This window comes from Mycoplasma yeatsii GM274B, assembly GCF_000875755.1.
Classification (GTDB): domain Bacteria; phylum Bacillota_I; class Bacilli_A; order Mycoplasmatales; family Mycoplasmataceae; genus Mycoplasma; species Mycoplasma yeatsii.
The window spans coordinates 701,282-721,594 of sequence record NZ_CP007520.1; the positions used below are offsets into that span (position 1 = coordinate 701,282).

Sequence of the window (20,313 nt, forward strand, 5' to 3'; positions counted from 1 at the left end):
AATTTTTAAGAAAAGCAGATCAGAGTGCTTGTGTTATAAAACTTGTGCATATGAAAACTAAACCAGGATAAGGCCGTTTTTATTGTAATATAACTCTCAAATAACTAATAATGTAATAAACGATAATTTATAAGCCAACTGTTATTTTTTTAAAACTTCTAAAATACTGTGATAAGTATCTCAACTTTCTTTTAACTCATCATTAAAAACTTGTATTGTTTCTGTTTTCTGTTTGTTTACAAATACCTCAATTTCTTTGACATCTTTAATAACGTTAATGATTTTATGTTCAGTAATTTTATTTTTACCTTGCAATTCTAATCTAGAATTTAAAAGATAAATTACATAGTTTAATAACACTAAAGATACAAAACATAGACATATATGTCCAACAATATGATTTCAAGTTCATAGATACATTGGACGAAGTGACAACTTACCTTTTAATGTTTTAAAATTAGATTCAATTTGTCACTGTTTTGAATATAGATTCACAATATCAACTACAGATAAATCAGTTCTATTTGTTTCATAAACATAATATCCATCGTATTTTTCATCTTCTTGTATTTTAGCTAAATCCAATTCATAAAAAGCACATTTGTTTATAGGTTTGAAAAACTTATATTTTTTGGAACCAGCTAAATTTTCATAAGAAACTAGATTATCTTTGTTCATTTTTTTGATAAAGTTTTGAACTAAGATATATCTATCATTTTTGTCTTTTGCTGCACGTTTTTTTGCTATAAGTTATTATCTGTTTTCTAAAATGACCGTTTTGTCGTTTTTTATTATAAAAAGATGGCACTTTAATAACCAGAGAGTAGGACAAAGTTATTAGACTCCCTAAGGGATAGACCCCCTAGGGGGTCTATTTTTTTTCAAAAAAGGAGTATTTATGAAAAGAGGAAAGCAACTAAGTGTAAGTGAGTGGTTAGAAGTATTTAAGCACTACAAAGAATATTTATCTCAAAATATTACTAAAAAAGAATTTTGTTATATTTATAGCAAAATTAGAAATTCTGAAAATTATTTACTTTCAGAAGAAGCCTTCTGATATTTATCTAGAAAATATAAAGATTATAATTTAGGTATGGAACTAAAAGAATCACAAACAGGAAAAGCACCTAAAAAAGGTAAAGGATCAGGTAGACCTAGAAAGAACAAAGAAGAATATGATAAACAAAGAAACGAAGTGATTAAAGAGATTGATCGCGAAGTTTTAGAATGGTTAATAACAGACCTTTTTAAAGAAGATATTTTAAAGAAAAATAAGGTTGACAATCTAGATGAACTGATAGAAAAAATTAAGAAAAAATTTGGAGAAAATATTTCTAACAAGGAAATAATGAAAATTCTTGGAATACCTAAATCAACTTTTTACTACAAAATCAAGAAACAATCAAAAGATAAGAAAGAAGCTGTTATAGAACACGCAGAAATAATTAGAGAAGCTTTTGCAAAACAAAACGGAAGATATGGTAGAGAAAGGCTATCAGCATATATTTTCAAGACATATGGCATTATTATTAACCCTAGAACACTAGGAAGAGCAATGAATAAATTAGGTCTTTTCTGTCACGTAAGAACAACGTGCAAGAAAAAGCGTGAATCAAAAAATACTAACGTGTATTATCCAAATATTGCTAATAGAGATTATAATGGACTACAAAACGATATTTATGCAAGTGATGTTAGTTACATTCCTGCTCCAATAGATGTAGAAGGAAGACATGTTTATTTATCTATCGTAATTCATCACAAAACAAAGAAAATTGTTAGTTATAATTTATCCATATATAATGACACTAATTTAATTATGACTCACATTAGAAAAACAAAATTTCCTAAAAACTTTATTATTCACACAGACCATGGTGTAACATATTCATCGAATGAATATCTTGAGTATATAAAGCAACGAGGTGGAGTGGTGTCAATGTCAAGAATAGGTAACTCTCTAGACAATAGAGAAGCTGAATATTTCTTTTCAATTTTAAAATCAGAAATGTTTTATAACTTTGAAAAGAAAGTAAAAGAAATGACTTTTAGTGAACTAAAAGAATGTATTAAAAATTTCATTGAGTGATATAACAATGAAAGAATATTAAAAAAATTCAAATGAAAAACACCTCAAGAACTATGAGGTGTGTATAATAAACATAACTATTTAGTCTAATAATTTTGTCCCGGTTTCCCAGGAAAACAATTCTACATTTTTATTTAGTGAATCTTTTTATTACAAATTTAGTGATTGGCGTAATGTCGTCACTTTTATTAATACGTTGCATATTATTTTTGATTTCTTCTAAAAGTTCATTAACTGAAAAATTTTGAGATAAATTCAAGAACTTATTAATAGTATCAATGTCTTTTTCGTATATTCCCAAGTCTTTCAATGTCTTTTTTACTTCATTATTCATGAAATACTTGCTTTCAATTGGAGAAAGAATTTTATCTCTTATTAGCTCTATATATTTAGAATCAATACCTTCTAATTCTAAGAAATATATAACTATTTGAACTCTTTTATAAAATTCATGCTCTAAAAATGAATTTCTCATTCTTAATGTTGTATTTATTCTTTCATCAACATTTACTTTCTTAAAGTTACAACTATCTACAATTTCCTTTACACTTAAATACTTCTTGTAAGTGAGTTTGTGTATTATATAAGAACAAAGTTTATAATTTCTATTCTTTTCATTGATTATCTTAAATAAAATTTCAACAAGTTTATATTTAGACTTTTTTTCTTCACCAGATAAAGTTTTCAATTCATCTTTAAGCTTTATTAAATTTTGTTTAAATCTATTATACATACTTTTCGTTGTTTGAAATCTGATCTTAGAGGCTATATTTTGCAAATAATCATTATGCTCTATATTTAATTCGCTTAAAAAAAGTAAATATTCTTTAGATTCCTTATAGTTAGCAGAATTAATTTTCATATCAATACTATCTGATGTTAATTCAAACTCTATAGATTTCAATGCCATGTCTTTTGAATAATTAGGGTCCTTAGGTCCTTTTATGTAGTGTCCTATTCCTAGATAATATTCCCCCATTCTTCCACTTCTACCCACCAAATTAAAGAAGTCAAAAGTGTCTAAATTTTGTTTTTCTACTTTAGGTTCTGTTATTATTATATTTTTGCACTTAGTGTTGACACCTTCACTTAAAGTTGAAGTACATAACATTAAATTGCAGAAATTTTTATTATTAAAAAGTTCTAATAATACAATTCTAAAAGGTAATGGAATTTGGCCGTGGTGTACCATGATACCCTTCCTTAAACATTTAACAACATTTCACTCATCATGAACTTCTCTTGATAATAAATCAGCAAATTTATTCATTTCATTTGCAGGATTCGATCATTCACATTTTTTAACAAAATTATTAAGCTTTGTTATGCTTGGAAAATAAACTAGAGTTTTTGAGTTTTTCTCTTTATCCATAATTTCTATTGTTTTATTGATTCTTTCGTCGTTATTTTTAACAGGATATACTTTAACTTCATTTACAACTGCAGAAAAATCGGTAGAAATTAGCTCAGGTTGAATTGGAAGTTTATCAACATTTACAATATTTTTTAAAAATGGTGACAATAAAACGTGTTTTTTTGCCTTTTCCATTAAAAATTTATAAGCTAAATTTAAAATTAAAATTCTCTCGTTGCTAACATCTTTTTTAAGTTTGTAGACTTCGTCAATAACTAAAAAATCTATTTCCTTAAATATCGATGCAACCTTATAATCTATAACAACTTTGTCATGTGTTAATATAAATATTTTGTATTTTGTTTTGCTGTAATCTTTTTCTAAATTAATGTGTGTGAAAACCTTATATTCAGAAAATGAATCTTTGTATTCTCTCAAAATTTTTATTTTATATTCATCCACTAATGCTAATGTTGGAACAACTATAACAACATTTTCCGGTTTATTTCTCACAATATACTCAAAAATAATAAATGTTTTACCAAAACTGGTTGGAGCACTCAAAATAATAGCCTTTTCTTTTTTTAATAAATTTAATACATTTATTTGCTCAGGATGTAGAGCAATATCTTTTTTTATTTTACTTGAGAAAAAACCACCATAAACAGCTGATTGAAAGGAATAATTTTTAGAATACATTGTTAGTCCTAAATTGAATAATTCATCTGAATTTTCTTTTTTATAAGAATCTTTGTTAGACGAACTGTTTAGTTCTTTAATATATTTATCTCTAATTTCTTGATCTTTTCTTATTTTTATATTCTTCATATTTTTGAACCGCCACTTCGAAAGCAATTTTTAAAAATTTATTTTTATCTATTATAGGAAATGATAACAACAAGAACTTTGCATCAATTGATTTATTAATACTTTTTCTTTTAATTTTATTCAGTTCATTAATGAACTCTTCGGCAGATGTTTTTTTACCATTACCATGAACTATGGAGACGGGGATAACCAATTTAGTATTTGTGTGTTCTAGAAAGTCTTTAATTTCATCAAATTCATTTATATTTTTACCAAAATTACTCAAAAATATCCTATTAAGATTCATAGAATAATCTGCAACAATTCGTTTAATAAAATACTTATACTCATTTTTCACTAGCTTTGGATAATTGTTTAATGATTTATTTGCCTTTCGAATACCACTATTTATATCATTAGTTAACTTAGACTCGCCAAAAACTATCTCATTCTTTATAGCATCAAAGAATAGGGTATCAGATCCATTAGCGCTCTTATTGTGTGAAGTAATGTTTGTGAATTTAGGAATGACACATGAGTATTTAAAATATTTCATTAAGGTGATGTGCAAAATATATTCGCCTAGCTTACCAATTTTATCATTTCGTGGTATTTTGTTTTCATCAATTTTTTTAGTATTATCTATATCTATAAGTTCCTCATCTAGAAAAAATTTTATATTGTTATACAAGATTTCATAAGTGTTATCATCAGGTATCCAATCAACTTCTATAAAATTTTTAGAGTAAATATACAAATTATCTTCATCGAAAATATAACTTGCAAAATCTAATAAAAATTTTTTTTCATCATTAAAGTTAATGTGTAAAAAACAATATCTATCTTCTACAATGTGTACTTCAAAATCTTGAAAAGAATCTTTTTTCATTAGTTTTCTTCCTTTGTTTCTATTAAAAAAGTGTCTATACAATCAATTAAACGTATTTATCGATGGATTTAAATTAAACTTTTTGTTTTACATAACCAATCTCTTCTTTTTAAATTCTAAATTTAAACTAGAGATTTTACAGCTCCTTTTGAGAATAACATATACTATTTTATTAGACCAAGAATATTAAAATTCTAGATTTTATAAAATACAATCAATAAATATTGGTTGAATAGAAATATTTATACTGTTCTTTTGGTTTTTATCTAATTTTTAATATTTTTGTCTTATTTACAGTTTTTATTCATCTATATTCCGTTATTGATCTCTCCTATTTTCTCTACTACTTTATTTATTTTAAATCCATTAATTTTATTTTTAACAGTATTTAAGTGTCTATCAACTATTATATCTACATTTTTAATGATTTTAGTTGCTTCATTTTTAATATTTTCAGCTGATTTATAAATTTCTTTAGCTTTATTATCTATATTTGTTAAAGCATTATCTAATAAGTTATTTTTAAACTCTTCAAACTCATCTAAAATATCTTGTTTTTCTTTAAATGATAATTCTTGTTGTAATCTATTTAATTTAAGATCTTTATATTTTAATGCAATAGTTTCTAAAACACCTAACATAGTAATAAAATACATCGGTCTTACTACAAACATATTTTTATAATCACTAACTCTGTAAATTAAACTATCATTAGTTTCATATTCTAATTCACTTACTAATAAAGCATAATCTAGATTCTTTTTATTTCTATCATCATCTAGTTTTTTATAATGATCGCTATTTTTCTTTTTGTTTTGTGAATTTAATTGTTCTGATTTCATCTCACACATTACACTTAATAATAAGTTCTGTTTTTCTTCTTCAGCATAAACTTTAAAAATAAAATCACCTTTAGTTCCTTTTAAATCATCATCACTTTTAACTACTTGATTATCTTTTATTAAAGTTGAAGTTTTAAAAGCAAATGTTGAAATTTCATTGAACTGATTAAAACAATAGTTTTCTAATTCTTCACCTATTAATTTAATGTTTTTAGTTAATTTTTCTCTTTTAATAATTTCTAAATCTTTAATAAGATTGTTAATTTCATTTTGTTTGTTATTAGTTATTTCATTAATTTGATTTTTATAATTTAAATCAATAGTGTTTAAACTATTTTCTTTATCTTTTAAACTTTCTTTTAATTCGTTAATTTTATTGTTTAGTTCTTCTTTTTGTTTATTTAATTGGTTTTGATAATTATTTTCAGCTTCTAATTTAATAAGTTTTTCTTGATTTGCTAATTGCTTATTTAATGAATCTATATCAGATTCTAGTTTTAATTTATCTTTTGTAATTTGTTCAAATTCTTGTTGTTTTTCTTCTAATAATTTAGTTTTTAAATTAGCAAGTTGAGTATCTGTGTTTGATTGTCAAATAGTTTTATTATCATTTAATTGTTTTTCAAAATCTAAAACTTGTTTTTCAATTGTTTGACTTAAATTTTGATTTTCTTGTTTTAATTTGGTGTTCTCTTTGAATTGTTCTTCGTTTTCTTTATTTAATTGATTTTTATATTTTTCAAATTCAATATTTGATTCTAATTGTCATTTTTCTTTTTCTTTATTTAATTTTTCTAAATAAAGTTGATCTTTATGATCAACAATTTGTTGTTGAATATTTGATAAATCTATTTGTTCAGCATTTGATAGATCTATCATATCTCCTTTTTTTGCATCTTCTAATAATTCAATAGTATTTTTATCTATAATTTTAAATTTAATATTAGACATATTTTCCTCCACAGTTAATTTAATTTTATATTATTATTTGGATTCCTTATACTTGATTTTCATACCTTATAGATTAATTTTATCTTTTATTAAAATAGTTTATTTTTGATAAAAATTGATTAATTTTAAATTTTTCAAAAGCTATTTTTTATGTATATTAACAAAAAAATATTTACTATATAATAAATATTAGATTAGAAAGAAGGTTTATTTTATGATTAAAAAAATAGGGATTCTTACCTCTGGAGGAGATGCCCCTGCAATGAACTGTGCGATTGCTGGAGTAGTTAAATCTGCTCATGCAAAAGGTATTGAAGTTTATGGTATTAGAGATGGATATAAAGGTTTATATAATGCTTGATTTGAAAAAATTACAGTAGAACAAACAACTGATATCATGTCAAAAGGTGGAACTATTTTAGGTTCAGCAAGATTTGTTGAATTTAAAGAAGAAGAAATAAGAAAAGTTGCAATTGAAAATCTTAAAAAAGAAGGTATCGAAGCTTTAGTTGTTATTGGTGGAGATGGAAGTTACATGGGAGCACAAAAATTAACTGAAATGGGAATTAATTGTGTTGGATTACCAGGAACTATTGATAATGATATTGTTTCAAGTGATTTTACAATTGGATTTGATACAGCTTTAAATACTGTAGTTGAAGCAGTTGACAGAATTAGAGATACAATGCAATCACACAATAGGGCTTGTGTTGTTGAAATTATGGGTAATGGTTGTGGTGATTTAGTTACTTATGCAGCAGTTGGAACTGTAGCTGAAATCGTAAGTCCTGCTGAAGATTTATTATCAATTGAAGAAATGGGTCAAAGAGCTAAAAAATTACGTGAACAAGGTAAAAGAAGTCTTATTATTTTAATTTCTGAAAAATCTTATGATGTTTCATCAAGTGAAATTGCAAAAAGAATTGAACAAATCAGTGGATTTGAAACACGTGCTACAATTTTAGGGCACATTCAACGTGGTGGAAAACCAACTGCTATGGATAGATATTTAGCATTTACTGCAGCTATGTTTGCAGTTGATCAATTAGTTGAAGGAAAAGGTGGACTATTTATTGGATTAGAAAACAATAAATTAGTAGCAAGAGATATTCAACAAACTTTAAATATGAAAGCTATTGATAAAAAACCATTTATTAGAAAATTAAGAGAAGCTAACGAACAATTTAGTAAATAATTTTTGAAATCAATAGATCAAGAATTTATAATTTAAATATATATTAATAAGGGGATAAATAAATGAAAAAAGAACTTTTAGAAAAGCGAATTAAGCGAACTAAAATAATTACAACCATTGGTCCTTCTACTCACTCTGCTGAAGCAATTAAAGAGTTATTTGAAAAAGGAATGACATCAATTCGTTTAAATTTCTCTCACGGGGATTATGAAGAACATGGTTCAAGAATGGAATTTGTCAAAAAAATTAGAGAAGAAATTCAAAAACCTATTTCAATTTTATTAGATACTAAAGGTCCTGAAATTCGTGTTGGAAAATTTGTTAATGGAAAACAACAAGTATCAAGAGGACAAAAAGTTACAATTTATACAGATAAAGAATCATATCTAAATAAAGAATGTGGTCAAGGAGAAATGACTGTTTCTTATGATATGTCAGTTGATTTAAAACCTGGAGATGTAATTTTAATTGATGATGGTAAATTAGAATTAACTATTGATTCAGTAAAAGATCAAGTTATTGAAGCTACTGCATTCAATCATCATGAAGTTAAAACAAATAAACGTGTAAACTTACCAGGTATTGATTTTTCAATGGATTTCTTATCTGAAAAAGATGAAAAAGATATTTTATTTGGTTGTGAACAAGGTGTAGATTATATTGCCGCATCATTTGTTAATAGTGCTCAAAATGTTAAACAAATTCGTGATATTCTAGCAAAAGGTAATAGAACTGATATTCAAGTTATTTCAAAAATTGAATCTCAAGTAGGAATTGATAATATTGATGAAATAATAAAAGAAAGTGACGGAATTATGATCGCTAGAGGGGATTTAGGATTAGAAATTCCTTACTATGATGTTCCGTATTGAGAAAAAGTAATTATTAGAAAATGTCGTGAAGCAGGAAAAATTGTAATTGTTGCAACTCAAATGTTAGAAACTATGACAAATAATCCAGCTCCAACTCGTGCTGAAGTAACTGATGTTTACTTAGCAACTGAATTAGGTGCTGATGCTACTATGTTATCAGGTGAATCTGCTACTGGAGATTTCCCATTTATTACAGTTCAAACAATGGCTACAATTAATAAACGTGCTGAAGTTGAATTCTACAATAAACTTTATTACCAACAACAATTAGATAATGCTATTAAATCAAGTTCAGGAACTCGTGCAGATATCGCTTTATCATTAGCTGAAAAATCAAGAGATGGAGATTACCGATACGCTATTGTTCTATCAAGAACAGGTCAATTATTGAAAACAATTTCTAAATTCAGACCTAACTTAGCTATTTTAGGTGTAAGTGCTAACCAAAGAATGTGAACTGCATTTGGTATTTGACACTCAATCTTTATGAATAAAGTAGATTCTGTTAATAATTTAGAAAACAACGTTGAACAATTATCTAAAATCGCTAAATCTTGAGGAGCAGTTTCTGGAGAAAAAATTCTTGTTGTAAGAGGAGAATCTATTAAAGAAGTCGCTGTTGTTTAAAAACAACTCTTATAAGTGTAGTAGAAAAATCTGCTACATTTTTTATTGAAAGTATTTTTATAAAATTAAATATGTTTGTATATTTTTATATACATTTTAAACATATAATATTATAATTTAGTTGGTGATTATTATGAGTTATTTAGAAAAAATAGGAAATTTAATTAAAGAAAATAGAATTCAATCCGGATTGTCTCAAGAACAATTAGCTAAGATGTCTAATATCCAAAGATCTCAGTTATCTAAAATTGAAAAAGGAACAATTAAAGGAGTTAACCTACATACTATTGAAAGTATTTTTAACACTTTTAATCTGTCTTTATTTCCTGCACAAATTAAACCAGGGCAACAAGATATCAAACCTTTTGTAAAGTGAGCCGGAGGAAAAACTCAGTTGTTGAATACATTATTAAAATACGTTCCCAAAGAATTCAATAGATATTACGAACCTTTTATTGGAGGAGGAGCTTTACTTTTTAAAATAAAGCCAAATAATTTTTGAATAAATGATTTTAATAAAGAACTTGTAAGTGCATTTTTATGTTTTAAAGATAATGATAAATTTGTTAAGATGATAGAACAAATTGAAAAACATCAACAAAATCACTCAGAAGAATATTTTTATAAAATTAGAGATTTGGATAGAGAAAAATCTTTTGCTAATGCAAGTATAGATCAAATTGCATCAAGATTTATATATTTAAATAAATCTTGTTTTAATGGTTTATATAGAGTTAATAAAAACGGATTTTTCAATGTTCCGTCAGCTAAAAAAACAAATGTAGTTTGTTATGATCCAAACAATTTTAAAAGCATAAGAAATTATTTCCAAAACAGCGAATGCAAAATAACATCTCTTGATTTTAGCAAAGCTGTAGAAACTGCTCAAAGTGGTGACTTTGTTTATTTCGATCCACCTTATGATAATTATGAAGAACAAAAGAACTTCACTTCATATAATAAAGATGGTTTTTCTAAACAAGATCAAATTAGATTAGCAGATCTTTTTAAAGAACTAGACAAAAAGAACGTTAAAGTAATGCTAAGTAATCATGACACAAAATTTATAAGAGAATTATACAAAGGTTTTGAGATAATAGAAGTAGAAGCCAGAAGAAACATTAACTCTAATGCTTTGAAAAGAGGTAATGTTAAAGAGGTTATAATTAGAAATTATATTGATTAAATAGCGAGGTTAGTGTGGAAAAGCTAGATTTTAATTACTGAATTAGTAACTTACAAAAAACAATAGTAAACTGAGGATATTTTGTAGATTTTGACAAGGTATTTGAAAAAGCTGATAAATATAAAGAAGAATTAAAACTTTTAAGTTCTATTATTGGTTCAGATGATATAGAAAATGATTTTGAAAATTTAATAGACAAACACCCAAGTGTTGTAAATTGTTTACCTATATTAATAGCAATAAGAAATACTGAGTCTGAAAATAAGATATTTATAAGAGAGAATAAAGATAGTATTTTGGAATTAGAATTTGATGTTGGACAATATTTAACAAAAGATAAGTATTTAAAGTTTTTCATAAACACTGGTTTAATTAGATTATTTAAAGATAATCGTATAACTAACTTAAACGATTACATATTAGGTGTTGAGGTTGGGATGGATACTAATGCAAGAAAAAATAGATCAGGAAAGATAATGGAATCTATTGTTGAGAACCAAATAATAAAAGCGGGTTATCAAAAAGATAAAGATTACTTTTCTCAAATGACCATAAAACAAATATCAAAAAAATTTAATATAGATTTATCAAAAGTATCTAAAAATAAAAGATTTGATTTTGTAATTGTTGTAGGATCTAATATTTATGCAATTGAATGTAATTACTATGGAACAACTGGTTCTAAAATTCAAGAAACTTGAAGAAGTTATCAAAAAATACTTGAAGATTCTAAAGATATAAAAAATTTCAATTTTGTATGAGTAACTGACGGACAAGGTTGAGCGAGTTCAGCAAAAGAATTGGAAGAAATCTATTATAAGTGAGAACATTTATACAATATAAAAGACTTAGAAGATGGAATTTTTTCTAAACTAAAAAATAATAAATTATAGTAGAGGTGTATTAATGAATAATCAAAAAATAATAAACATAGCCGTTATTGCTCACGTTGATGCAGGTAAATCAACATTAGTTGACGCATTATTAAAACAAGGTGGAGCATTTCGTGAAAATCAAGAAGTTGTAGCTCAAGTTATGGATTCAAACGATCAAGAACGTGAAAGAGGAATTACAATTTATTCTAAAAACTGTTCAATTAATTATAAGGATATCAAAATTAATATAGTTGATACTCCAGGACATGCTGATTTTTCAAGTGAAGTTGAACGTATCATGAAAACAGTTGATACAGTTATTCTGTTAGTCGACTCAAGTGAAGGACCAATGCCTCAAACAAGGTTTGTTTTACAAAAAGCATTAGAAGTGGGATTAAAACCAATTTTATTTATTAATAAAATTGATAAAAAAGATCAAAGAGCAGAAGAAGTTGTTGAAGAAGTATTAGAACTATTCTTAGAATTAAATGCAACTGATGAACAACTAGATTTCACTACATTATATGGAATAGCAAGAGATGGTATTGCTCAATATTCCTTAGAAGAATTATCAGAAAATTTAGATCCTTTATTTGAAACAATTGTAAATCAAGTAGGAAGTTATCCATTAGAGTTAGCTAATAATAATTTAGTAATGCAAGTTTCAACTTTAGCTTATGACAGTTTTGTTGGAAGATTAGGAATTGGAAGAATTTTTGAAGGAACAATCAAAGAAAATCAAACTGTTACTATTGTAAAAAATGATGGTTCAATTAAACAAGGTAAAATTGCAAAATTAATGGTATATCAAGGTTTAAGTCGTGTTAATGTAAAACAAGCTAGTGCTGGAGATATTATTACTTTTGCAGGAATTGAAGATATTTCAATTGGAGATACTATTAATGAATTAAATGTAGTAAAACCAATGAAACCAATTGTTATTGAAGAACCAACAATGTCAATGAACTTTTTAGTTAATACTTCACCTTTCGCTGGAAAAGCAGGAAAATTTGTAACTTCAAGAAATATTAAAGAACGTTTAGAAAAAGAAACTGAAGTTAACGTTGGTTTAAGAATTGAACCTTTAGAAAATTCAACTATTGAAGGATTTAAAGTACTAGGACGTGGTGAATTACATATTTCCGTTTTAATTGAAGCTATGAGAAGAGAAGGATTTGAGCTTGCAGTAAGCAAACCTGAAGTTTTATTCCAAAGAGATCCAATGACCGGTGAACTATTAGAACCTATGGAAAAAGTTATTATAAATGTGCCTACTGAATATTCAGGAACTGTTATTAATAAATTAAACTTAAGAAAAGGTATCATGATGGATATGGATTCTGATGGAATTAGAGATAAAATAGTTTACTCTGTTCCTTTAAGAGGATTAATTGGATTTAGAAGTGAATTTACAAACGATACTCACGGTGAAGGAATAATGGTTAAAAGTTCTATGGGGTTCCAATCTTACAAAGGTGAAATTGCTGGAAGACAAAATGGTGTGTTAGTTTCAATGGCTAACGGTAAAAGTTTACCTTATGCTTTAAATAACTTAGAAGATCGTGGAATTTTATTTATAGGTCCACAAGTTGATGTTTACGAAGGTATGATAATTGGACAACACTCACGAGATAATGATTTAGATGTTAACCCAACAACAGGTAAAAAGTTAACAAACACTAGAGCAAGTGGAAGTGATGATGCAGTTAAATTAACTCCTCCTAGAAAATTAACTCTAGAAGAAGCTTTAGAATATATTCAAGCTGATGAGTTAGTTGAAATAACACCAACTGATATTAGATTACGTAAGCGTTGATTGACTCAAGTTGAAAGAAAACAACATAGAAACGATAAATATTAAGGAAAAAATTATATTAAAAATTGATTATAAATTTTTAATCAAAAATACTCTAGAATAAATAAAAAAATGAGCAATTAAAGAATGCTCATTTTTTATATATTAAAAAGAGAACCCAAGGTTCTCTTGCATGGATAGTAGTGTCACAGCAAAATTTGCTCACACACCTTTGCTACGCCCTGTCCACGTCTTAAATATAATATATCATTTATAATTATTAAATACAATGTTTTTTATCGCATGGAATATTAAACAAAATGAAGCTTTAAATTTTTAATAGAAATACTCTAGAATAAATTAAAAAGAGAACCCAAGATTCTCTTGCATGGATAGTAGTGTCACAGCCCCGTTTGCTCTCACACCTTTGCTACGCCCTGATCCACGTCTTATGTATAATATATCATTTCTTTTTATTTGATTTGATATTTATTTCTTATATTATCTCTATTTGGAATCTAAAAGATTCTTTAGTCTTTTGTACTTTCTTTTTTATCTTTTAAAAAGTACAGACTACATATAACAAGTGCTAAAACTAAAGATATTGTCATGTAAAGATATGGATTTGTTATTAAAGCTTTATGTTGAGAATATAAATTTTTATTTCTTGGTTTTTTATAATTATTTATTTGAGGATTTTTTGTATTTTGATTTTGATTTGAGTAATTAATCGGTTTTTCTTCTTTTATATTAAGTTTAATTCTTTTCTCTCCATAAAATTTAGTTTTGAAATTATCTTTTACAGTAAGTATTAAATCGTCTTTTTCAATTCTATAATCTAAAGCGGTGTTTAATCAAAATGATAGATCTGGTATGAAATTTTTAATATTTTTAATATTTTCTTTTTTAATATTTAACTCATTAATTTCAATTAGATTACTTACATCAATTCTTTGAATAATTGGTAATTTTAAGTATAGACTTTTAATATCTTTTTCATATTTTTTACTGATAGGAATTTCTATAATAATTTCACTTTTATCGCTTCATTTAAACTTACCAAATTCTCTTTTTGAAAAATCTGTTAATTTTCAAGCACCAAAAATATTATTAATTTTATCTAAATAATTTTTATTTGTTTTTTGTAATTGTTTTTTGAATTCATTTTCAAGATCAGCTACAAGATATTCAAGTTGATCGATATTTTTATAATCTTTTATTTGATAAGGGATTGTTTTAATTGAATTTAAAACGGCTTTAGGGATTAAAAACTCGTATTTGACTTCTTTAACTGAATATTTTAATTGCGAAAATGGTGGAACTGGAAAATTGCTATGATTTCATTCTCAATTTCTATAAACTTCAAAATCCATTGCTTCATAAATATTTAAAAGTTTTAGATTTTTATCATAACCACATTTTCATTGTGTATTAAAGTCATAAAAAGCAGATCTTATACTTTTTAAATCTTTTGGATCTTTAAAAAAGTCCATACGCACAATTCCTTCGTATTCTTTTTGATTCTCACAACCAAAATTAAATTCATCTAAAAAATTACATACAACTTTTTTAGTTTGTTTTTGAATCTTTTTATCTTTATATTGATATAAATAATGTCTTTCAATATCGATATCAAATGATATTTTCATATTTAATCCATCATTTAGATAATTTAAAAATTTGTCAGATATTTTAAAAGTAAAATGTTTTAAAAAGAAGTCTTTTAATAAAGCTCTATTTCTTAGTCATTCTCTGCTGTATTTGTATGTGTTTTCATCAACTCTAGCATTATCATCAAATAAAACTGTTTTTTTATGATCTAATTTTTCAATAAACTCAAAACTATTTTTTTCAGATTCAATTTTGATATTTTGATTAGTACTATAATTTATTGAAGTTGGAACTATTTGACTAGTTGTAAAAAGTAATGGTAATAAGAATTTCATATTTATGTTCACACCCCTCATTAAAGTGTTAGATAAAAAAGAAAAAAATTACCCTTTAAATGATAATTTTTTCATTTTACATATATAAAACCCATCAGTGTTTGATTCAAAACCAAAAATTTGTTGTTCAAAAACTTTAATCATATCTTTATGTTTGTTTAAAAACTTAGTAATTTGATTATCATTTTCTTGTTTGTTAATTGTGCATGTAGAATAAACCATTTCACCATTAACTTTTAAATTTTTATAAGCATTTTCAAGTAATTGCTCTTGAAGTTTAACAGTAGCTTTTAATTGATTAAAATCTAAATTTAATTTAATTTCAGGCTTTCTTTTAAAAACTCCAAATCCTGAACAAGGAGCATCCAATAATATATAATCAAAAAATTCTTGTTTATTAATATCTCGAGCGTCCATATTAATTAGTTCGATATTATTACATCCTAAACGTTTAATATTATCTTTAATTAAACTTAATTTATTTTCACTAATTTCATTACCAATAACACTACCTGTATTTTGTAAAATACTACTAATATGAGTAAGTTTACCACCAGGAGCAGAACACATATCTAATACATTAGAATTTAAGCTTGGATTTAAAATATTTGCAACTAAAATCGAAGCTTTATCTTGAATAGTAATTAAACCGTTTTTATACATTTCAGTATTTACAATTGATTTATTAGCGATTAAACAATCTTTAACATCGGTTTTTTCTAAACTAAATTCATCTTTATACTTATTAAAAAACTCATCAGTTAAAATTTTTAAAGTGTTAACTCTAAAATAAATTCTAGGAATTTTAATATTATCAACTACAATTTGATCTAAAATGTCTTTATTGTATTGTTGTTTTAACATTAAATATAAACTATATGGAAAAGAATTTTTAATACATAATTCTAAGTCTTTATTTTTTAAATTAACGTTGCTGAACTCAGTGATATTTTTACTAAATTTATTTAAAACTGCATTCACAAAACCTGAAGTTTTACGATTTATTTTTTTAGCTACTTCAACTGATTCATTAACTATTGCATAATTAGGAATTGCATCTAAAAAGATAAATTGATAAATCGAAAGTCATAAAAGTATTTGAATTTCTTTACTAGTTTTTTTACTATCAATTAATTTATCGGTAATATGTTTTAAATAAATTTGATTAGAAATAACTCCGTGAACAATATTAAAAATTAGATCTTTATCTTGTTTAGAAATATTGGTTTGATTTGATAAAGAGTTTAATAAAATATTAGAATAAGATTTATTAATAAAAACTTTTTTTAAAATATTAAAAGCTATTTGTCTAGAATTCATGATTGTGGTGTTTTTGTTCGATACTAAAGAAATTAATTTTAAACATTAATTTTTGAATTTTAAAATCAACAAAATCTTTATCTAATAGTTTAGAAAAATCTCCATGACCTAAAACTTTATGATAAACCTTACGAGTTAGAAGTTTGATTAAATATTTCTCTGCGTCAAATTTTTTAGCTTCTTGTTTTTCTTTTTCATTTCTTGCAAGTAATTTAACGTTTGTTTCTCAGTTGTTTACAAAATACATGTAGTTTTCTTTTACAATTTCTTCAACGATTTTTTCTAATCTTTCATAAACTGTAGGACCTTTAATATTAGTTAATCCTTCTAAGTGTAAAACATCAGTAATTTTAGCAACGGCATTATCAACACTATCATTTTCAATTACATATTGATAATTGTGTTTTAAAGGAATTTCTAATAAAGCTTTATCTAATCTTGCTTTAACTTTATCTTCAGTTTCAGTTTGTCTTCCTCTAATTCTTTGAGCTAAATCATTTAATGTTGGAGGCATTAAAAATATTGATAAAGTGTTTCCTTCTTTATTTAAAACTTGAGTAGCTCCATCTACTTCAATTTCTAAAATTACGTTATAACCTTTTTCTAGTTCTTGTTCTACATATTTTCTAGGTGTTCCATAAGAATTACCTACAAAATGTGCATATTCAATTAATTCATCATTAACAATTGCTTTTGCAAACTCATCATTTGAAACAAAGTGATAGTTAACTCCATCAACTTCACCAACTCTAGGTTGACGTGTTGTCATTGAAACTGAATATTTTAATTTTAAATCTGGATTGTTTAATAATACTGAATTAACTGAACCTTTTCCAACTCCACTTGGTCCTGAAATAATAATCATTTTACCTTTTTTATTAGCCATAATTCTATTCTTCTCCTCATCTTAAAAAGTATAAAAATTTATTTTTGCAATCTTTAAAACGTAATAATTCTAATTTAGATAATTTTTCTAAATCTAATTTTTCACCAGCTTCGCAAACTATAATTGCTCAAGGATTTAAAATATTGTTATCTATTAAATAATTAATAATTTCATAATAATAATCCATGTAATTTTCATGAGCAAACGGTGGGTCTAAAAACACCAGATCAACTTTTTGATTCGTTACTTTTAATAATTCTAAAAGCTGTAGGTAATCATTTTGATATAACACATAATCTGATTTATCAATTCTAGATAAATTTTGTTTTATTATCTCAATTGCGTGCTTGCTGTTGTCATTGATTATAGCATATCTCACACCTCAGCTTAAAGATTCAATTGACAACGATCCACTACCTGCAAATAAATCTAAACTAGTCTTATTTTCAAAAATAAAATAGTTATTTAAAATGTTAAACATATCTTCTTTTATTCTTGTAAGTGTTGGTCGCGTTTGTCGAGAATCTAAAGTTTTAAGTTTCATCTTTTTATACTTACCAGCTATTATATGCATACTTATTCTCCTATAGATAATTTATAATATTATAACAAATACTAGTTTGCTATAATATGAATAAATGAGGTGTAAATATGGATATTAAAAAGGGTTTATTACAAAACGATAGGCCTTCAAATTCTTGACTATTTAAAGATACTAATAAAGAAGTAATTAGAAATACTTGTAAACAAATTAAAGATCCTACAAATCTAACTCAAGAAGAAGAATTAGTTATGAAAAAATTAATTGATTTTGTTGTAGTTAGTCAAGATGAAAATGAAAATAAAAAAGATTCAGATGATTATTTAAGACCAGCAGTTGGATTAGCTGCTCCTCAAATCGGATCAAATATTGATATGTTTTATGTTAGATTTAATTGAGATGAAAATGATATTGAAGAATATGCAATGATTAATACAAAACTTATTTCAAAATCATCTCAAATTGTAGCTTTAAAAGATGGAGAAGGTTGTTTAAGTGTCGATCAAGATCACACTGGAATTGTACCTAGATCTTATAAAATAGTTGTTGAAGGTTATGATTGATTAACTAAACAATATGTGACTTTAACTTTAAGAGGGTATCATGCAATAGTGTTTCAACATGAAATGGAACATAACATTGGAAAACTATATTATGATCGAATTAACAAACAAGATCCTATGTTTTGTAAAGATGACTGAATACTTTTATAAAATCAAGCAAAGAGAGTAGGACAAAGTTATTAGACTCCCTAAGGGATAGACCCCCTAGGGGGTCTATTTTTTTTCAAAAAAGGAGTATTTATGAAAAGAGGAAAGCAACTAAGTGTAAGTGAGTGGTTAGAAGTATTTAAGCACTACAAAGAATATTTATCTCAAAATATTACTAAAAAAGAATTTTGTTATATTTATAGCAAAATTAGAAATTCTGAAAATTATTTACTTTCAGAAGAAGCCTTCTGATATTTATCTAGAAAATATAAAGATTATAATTTAGGTATGGAACTAAAAGAATCACAAACAGGAAAAGCACCTAAAAAAGGTAAAGGATCAGGTAGACCTAGAAAGAACAAAGAAGAATATGATAAACAAAGAAACGAAGTGATTAAAGAGATTGATCGCGAAGTTTTAGAATGGTTAATAACAGACCTTTTTAAAGAAGATATTTTAAAGAAAAATAAGGTTGACAATCTAGATGAACTGATAGAAAAAATTAAGAAAAAATTTGGAGAAAATATTTCTAACAAGGAAATAATGAAAATTCTTGGAATACCTAAATCAACTTTTTACTACAAAATCAAGAAACAATCAAAAGATAAGAAAGAAGCTGTTATAGAACACGCAGAAATAATTAGAGAAGCTTTTGCAAAACAAAACGGAAGATATGGTAGAGAAAGGCTATCAGCATATATTTTCAAGACATATGGCATTATTATTAACCCTAGAACACTAGGAAGAGCAATGAATAAATTAGGTCTTTTCTGTCACGTAAGAACAACGTGCAAGAAAAAGCGTGAATCAAAAAATACTAACGTGTATTATCCAAATATTGCTAATAGAGATTATAATGGACTACAAAACGATATTTATGCAAGTGATGTTAGTTACATTCCTGCTCCAATAGATGTAGAAGGAAGACATGTTTATTTATCTATCGTAATTCATCACAAAACAAAGAAAATTGTTAGTTATAATTTATCCATATATAATGACACTAATTTAATTATGACTCACATTAGAAAAACAAAATTTCCTAAAAACTTTATTATTCACACAGACCATGGTGTAACATATTCATCGAATGAATATCTTGAGTATATAAAGCAACGAGGTGGAGTGGTGTCAATGTCAAGAATAGGTAACTCTCTAGACAATAGAGAAGCTGAATATTTCTTTTCAATTTTAAAATCAGAAATGTTTTATAACTTTGAAAAGAAAGTAAAAGAAATGACTTTTAGTGAACTAAAAGAATGTATTAAAAATTTCATTGAGTGATATAACAATGAAAGAATATTAAAAAAATTCAAATGAAAAACACCTCAAGAACTATGAGGTGTGTATAATAAACATAACTATTTAGTCTAATAATTTTGTCCCGGTTTCAAATGCTTGGTTTTTTCTTTTTAATAAAAAAGAAAA

Annotated in this window: 15 protein-coding genes and 1 pseudogene; 8 read left to right on the forward strand and 8 right to left on the reverse strand. The window is 25.5% G+C overall.

What is annotated here, in order from left to right; all coding sequences use genetic code 4:
- Nucleotides 1-141 precede the first annotated feature (141 nt).
- A pseudogene (locus MYE_RS03040) lies at nucleotides 142-808 on the reverse strand (IS1634 family transposase); the annotation flags it as partial.
- A gap of 90 nt (nucleotides 809-898) precedes the next feature.
- Between MYE_RS03040 and MYE_RS03045 the strand changes: the two are divergent.
- The gene (locus MYE_RS03045) at nucleotides 899-2,179 is read left to right on the forward strand and encodes an IS3 family transposase (protein ID WP_042733154.1); all 1,281 of its coding nucleotides are present in this window, start codon (nucleotides 899-901) and stop codon (nucleotides 2,177-2,179) included.
- Nucleotides 2,180-2,219: 40 nt separating this feature from the next.
- Here MYE_RS03045 and MYE_RS03050 read toward each other — a convergent pair whose 3' ends face one another.
- The 3 genes from MYE_RS03050 to MYE_RS03060 all read right to left on the reverse strand — a co-directional run bounded on the left by MYE_RS03050 (nucleotide 2,220) and on the right by MYE_RS03060 (nucleotide 6,932).
- Nucleotides 2,220-4,142: a DEAD/DEAH box helicase gene (locus MYE_RS03050; protein ID WP_158438494.1), complete on the reverse strand. Its 1,923-nt coding sequence runs from the start codon at nucleotides 4,140-4,142 to the stop codon at nucleotides 2,220-2,222.
- Nucleotides 4,143-4,233: 91 nt separating this feature from the next.
- Nucleotides 4,234-5,139, reverse strand: a complete 906-nt coding sequence (locus MYE_RS03055; RefSeq protein ID WP_042733470.1) for a Hachiman antiphage defense system protein HamA — start codon at nucleotides 5,137-5,139, stop codon at nucleotides 4,234-4,236.
- A 308-nt stretch (nucleotides 5,140-5,447) separates the two neighbouring features.
- The gene (locus MYE_RS03060) at nucleotides 5,448-6,932 is read right to left on the reverse strand and encodes a DUF2130 domain-containing protein (RefSeq protein ID WP_042733471.1); all 1,485 of its coding nucleotides are present in this window, start codon (nucleotides 6,930-6,932) and stop codon (nucleotides 5,448-5,450) included.
- A 214-nt stretch (nucleotides 6,933-7,146) separates the two neighbouring features.
- Here MYE_RS03060 and pfkA point away from each other — a divergent pair, with 214 nt between their 5' ends.
- The 5 genes from pfkA to typA all read left to right on the forward strand — a co-directional run bounded on the left by pfkA (nucleotide 7,147) and on the right by typA (nucleotide 13,548).
- A complete protein-coding gene (gene pfkA, locus MYE_RS03065) occupies nucleotides 7,147-8,127 on the forward strand; it encodes a 6-phosphofructokinase (protein ID WP_042733472.1) in 981 nt (326 codons plus the stop codon).
- Nucleotides 8,128-8,189: 62 nt separating this feature from the next.
- Nucleotides 8,190-9,626: a pyruvate kinase gene (gene pyk / locus MYE_RS03070; RefSeq protein ID WP_042733473.1), complete on the forward strand. Its 1,437-nt coding sequence runs from the start codon at nucleotides 8,190-8,192 to the stop codon at nucleotides 9,624-9,626.
- A gap of 133 nt (nucleotides 9,627-9,759) precedes the next feature.
- Nucleotides 9,760-10,812 (forward strand): Dam family site-specific DNA-(adenine-N6)-methyltransferase, encoded by a 1,053-nt coding sequence (locus tag MYE_RS03075; protein ID WP_042733474.1) that lies wholly within the window; start codon nucleotides 9,760-9,762, stop codon nucleotides 10,810-10,812.
- Between the two features lie 14 nt (nucleotides 10,813-10,826).
- Nucleotides 10,827-11,705, forward strand: a complete 879-nt coding sequence (locus MYE_RS03080) for a type II restriction endonuclease (protein ID WP_042733475.1) — start codon at nucleotides 10,827-10,829, stop codon at nucleotides 11,703-11,705.
- 13 nt (nucleotides 11,706-11,718) lie between these two features.
- Nucleotides 11,719-13,548, forward strand: a complete 1,830-nt coding sequence (gene typA, locus MYE_RS03085) for a translational GTPase TypA (RefSeq protein WP_042733476.1) — start codon at nucleotides 11,719-11,721, stop codon at nucleotides 13,546-13,548.
- Nucleotides 13,549-14,012: 464 nt separating this feature from the next.
- Here typA and MYE_RS03090 read toward each other — a convergent pair whose 3' ends face one another.
- The 4 genes from MYE_RS03090 to rsmD are packed head-to-tail and all read right to left on the reverse strand — an operon-like array spanning nucleotide 14,013 to nucleotide 18,208.
- The gene (locus MYE_RS03090) at nucleotides 14,013-15,428 is read right to left on the reverse strand and encodes a hypothetical protein (protein WP_042733477.1); all 1,416 of its coding nucleotides are present in this window, start codon (nucleotides 15,426-15,428) and stop codon (nucleotides 14,013-14,015) included.
- Between the two features lie 48 nt (nucleotides 15,429-15,476).
- Entirely contained in the window at nucleotides 15,477-16,748 is a 1,272-nt protein-coding gene (gene rsmB / locus MYE_RS03095) for a 16S rRNA (cytosine(967)-C(5))-methyltransferase RsmB (RefSeq protein ID WP_042733478.1), read from the reverse strand.
- Complete coding sequence (gene gmk, locus MYE_RS03100; RefSeq protein ID WP_042733479.1) at nucleotides 16,738-17,634, reverse strand: guanylate kinase; 897 nt, start codon at nucleotides 17,632-17,634, stop codon at nucleotides 16,738-16,740. Before gmk ends, rsmB begins: the two co-directional genes overlap by 11 nt.
- Before the next feature lie 4 nt (nucleotides 17,635-17,638).
- On the reverse strand, nucleotides 17,639-18,208 hold the full coding sequence (gene rsmD, locus MYE_RS03105) for a 16S rRNA (guanine(966)-N(2))-methyltransferase RsmD (RefSeq protein WP_042733480.1): 570 nt from the start codon (nucleotides 18,206-18,208) through the stop codon (nucleotides 17,639-17,641).
- A gap of 77 nt (nucleotides 18,209-18,285) precedes the next feature.
- Between rsmD and def the strand changes: the two genes are divergently transcribed.
- Together def and MYE_RS03115 are read left to right on the forward strand one after the other, a co-directional pair.
- The gene (def, locus tag MYE_RS03110) at nucleotides 18,286-18,888 is read left to right on the forward strand and encodes a peptide deformylase (RefSeq protein ID WP_042733481.1); all 603 of its coding nucleotides are present in this window, start codon (nucleotides 18,286-18,288) and stop codon (nucleotides 18,886-18,888) included.
- A 90-nt stretch (nucleotides 18,889-18,978) separates the two neighbouring features.
- A complete protein-coding gene (locus tag MYE_RS03115) occupies nucleotides 18,979-20,259 on the forward strand; it encodes an IS3 family transposase (protein ID WP_042733154.1) in 1,281 nt (426 codons plus the stop codon).
- The last annotated feature ends 54 nt before the right edge of the window (nucleotides 20,260-20,313 follow it).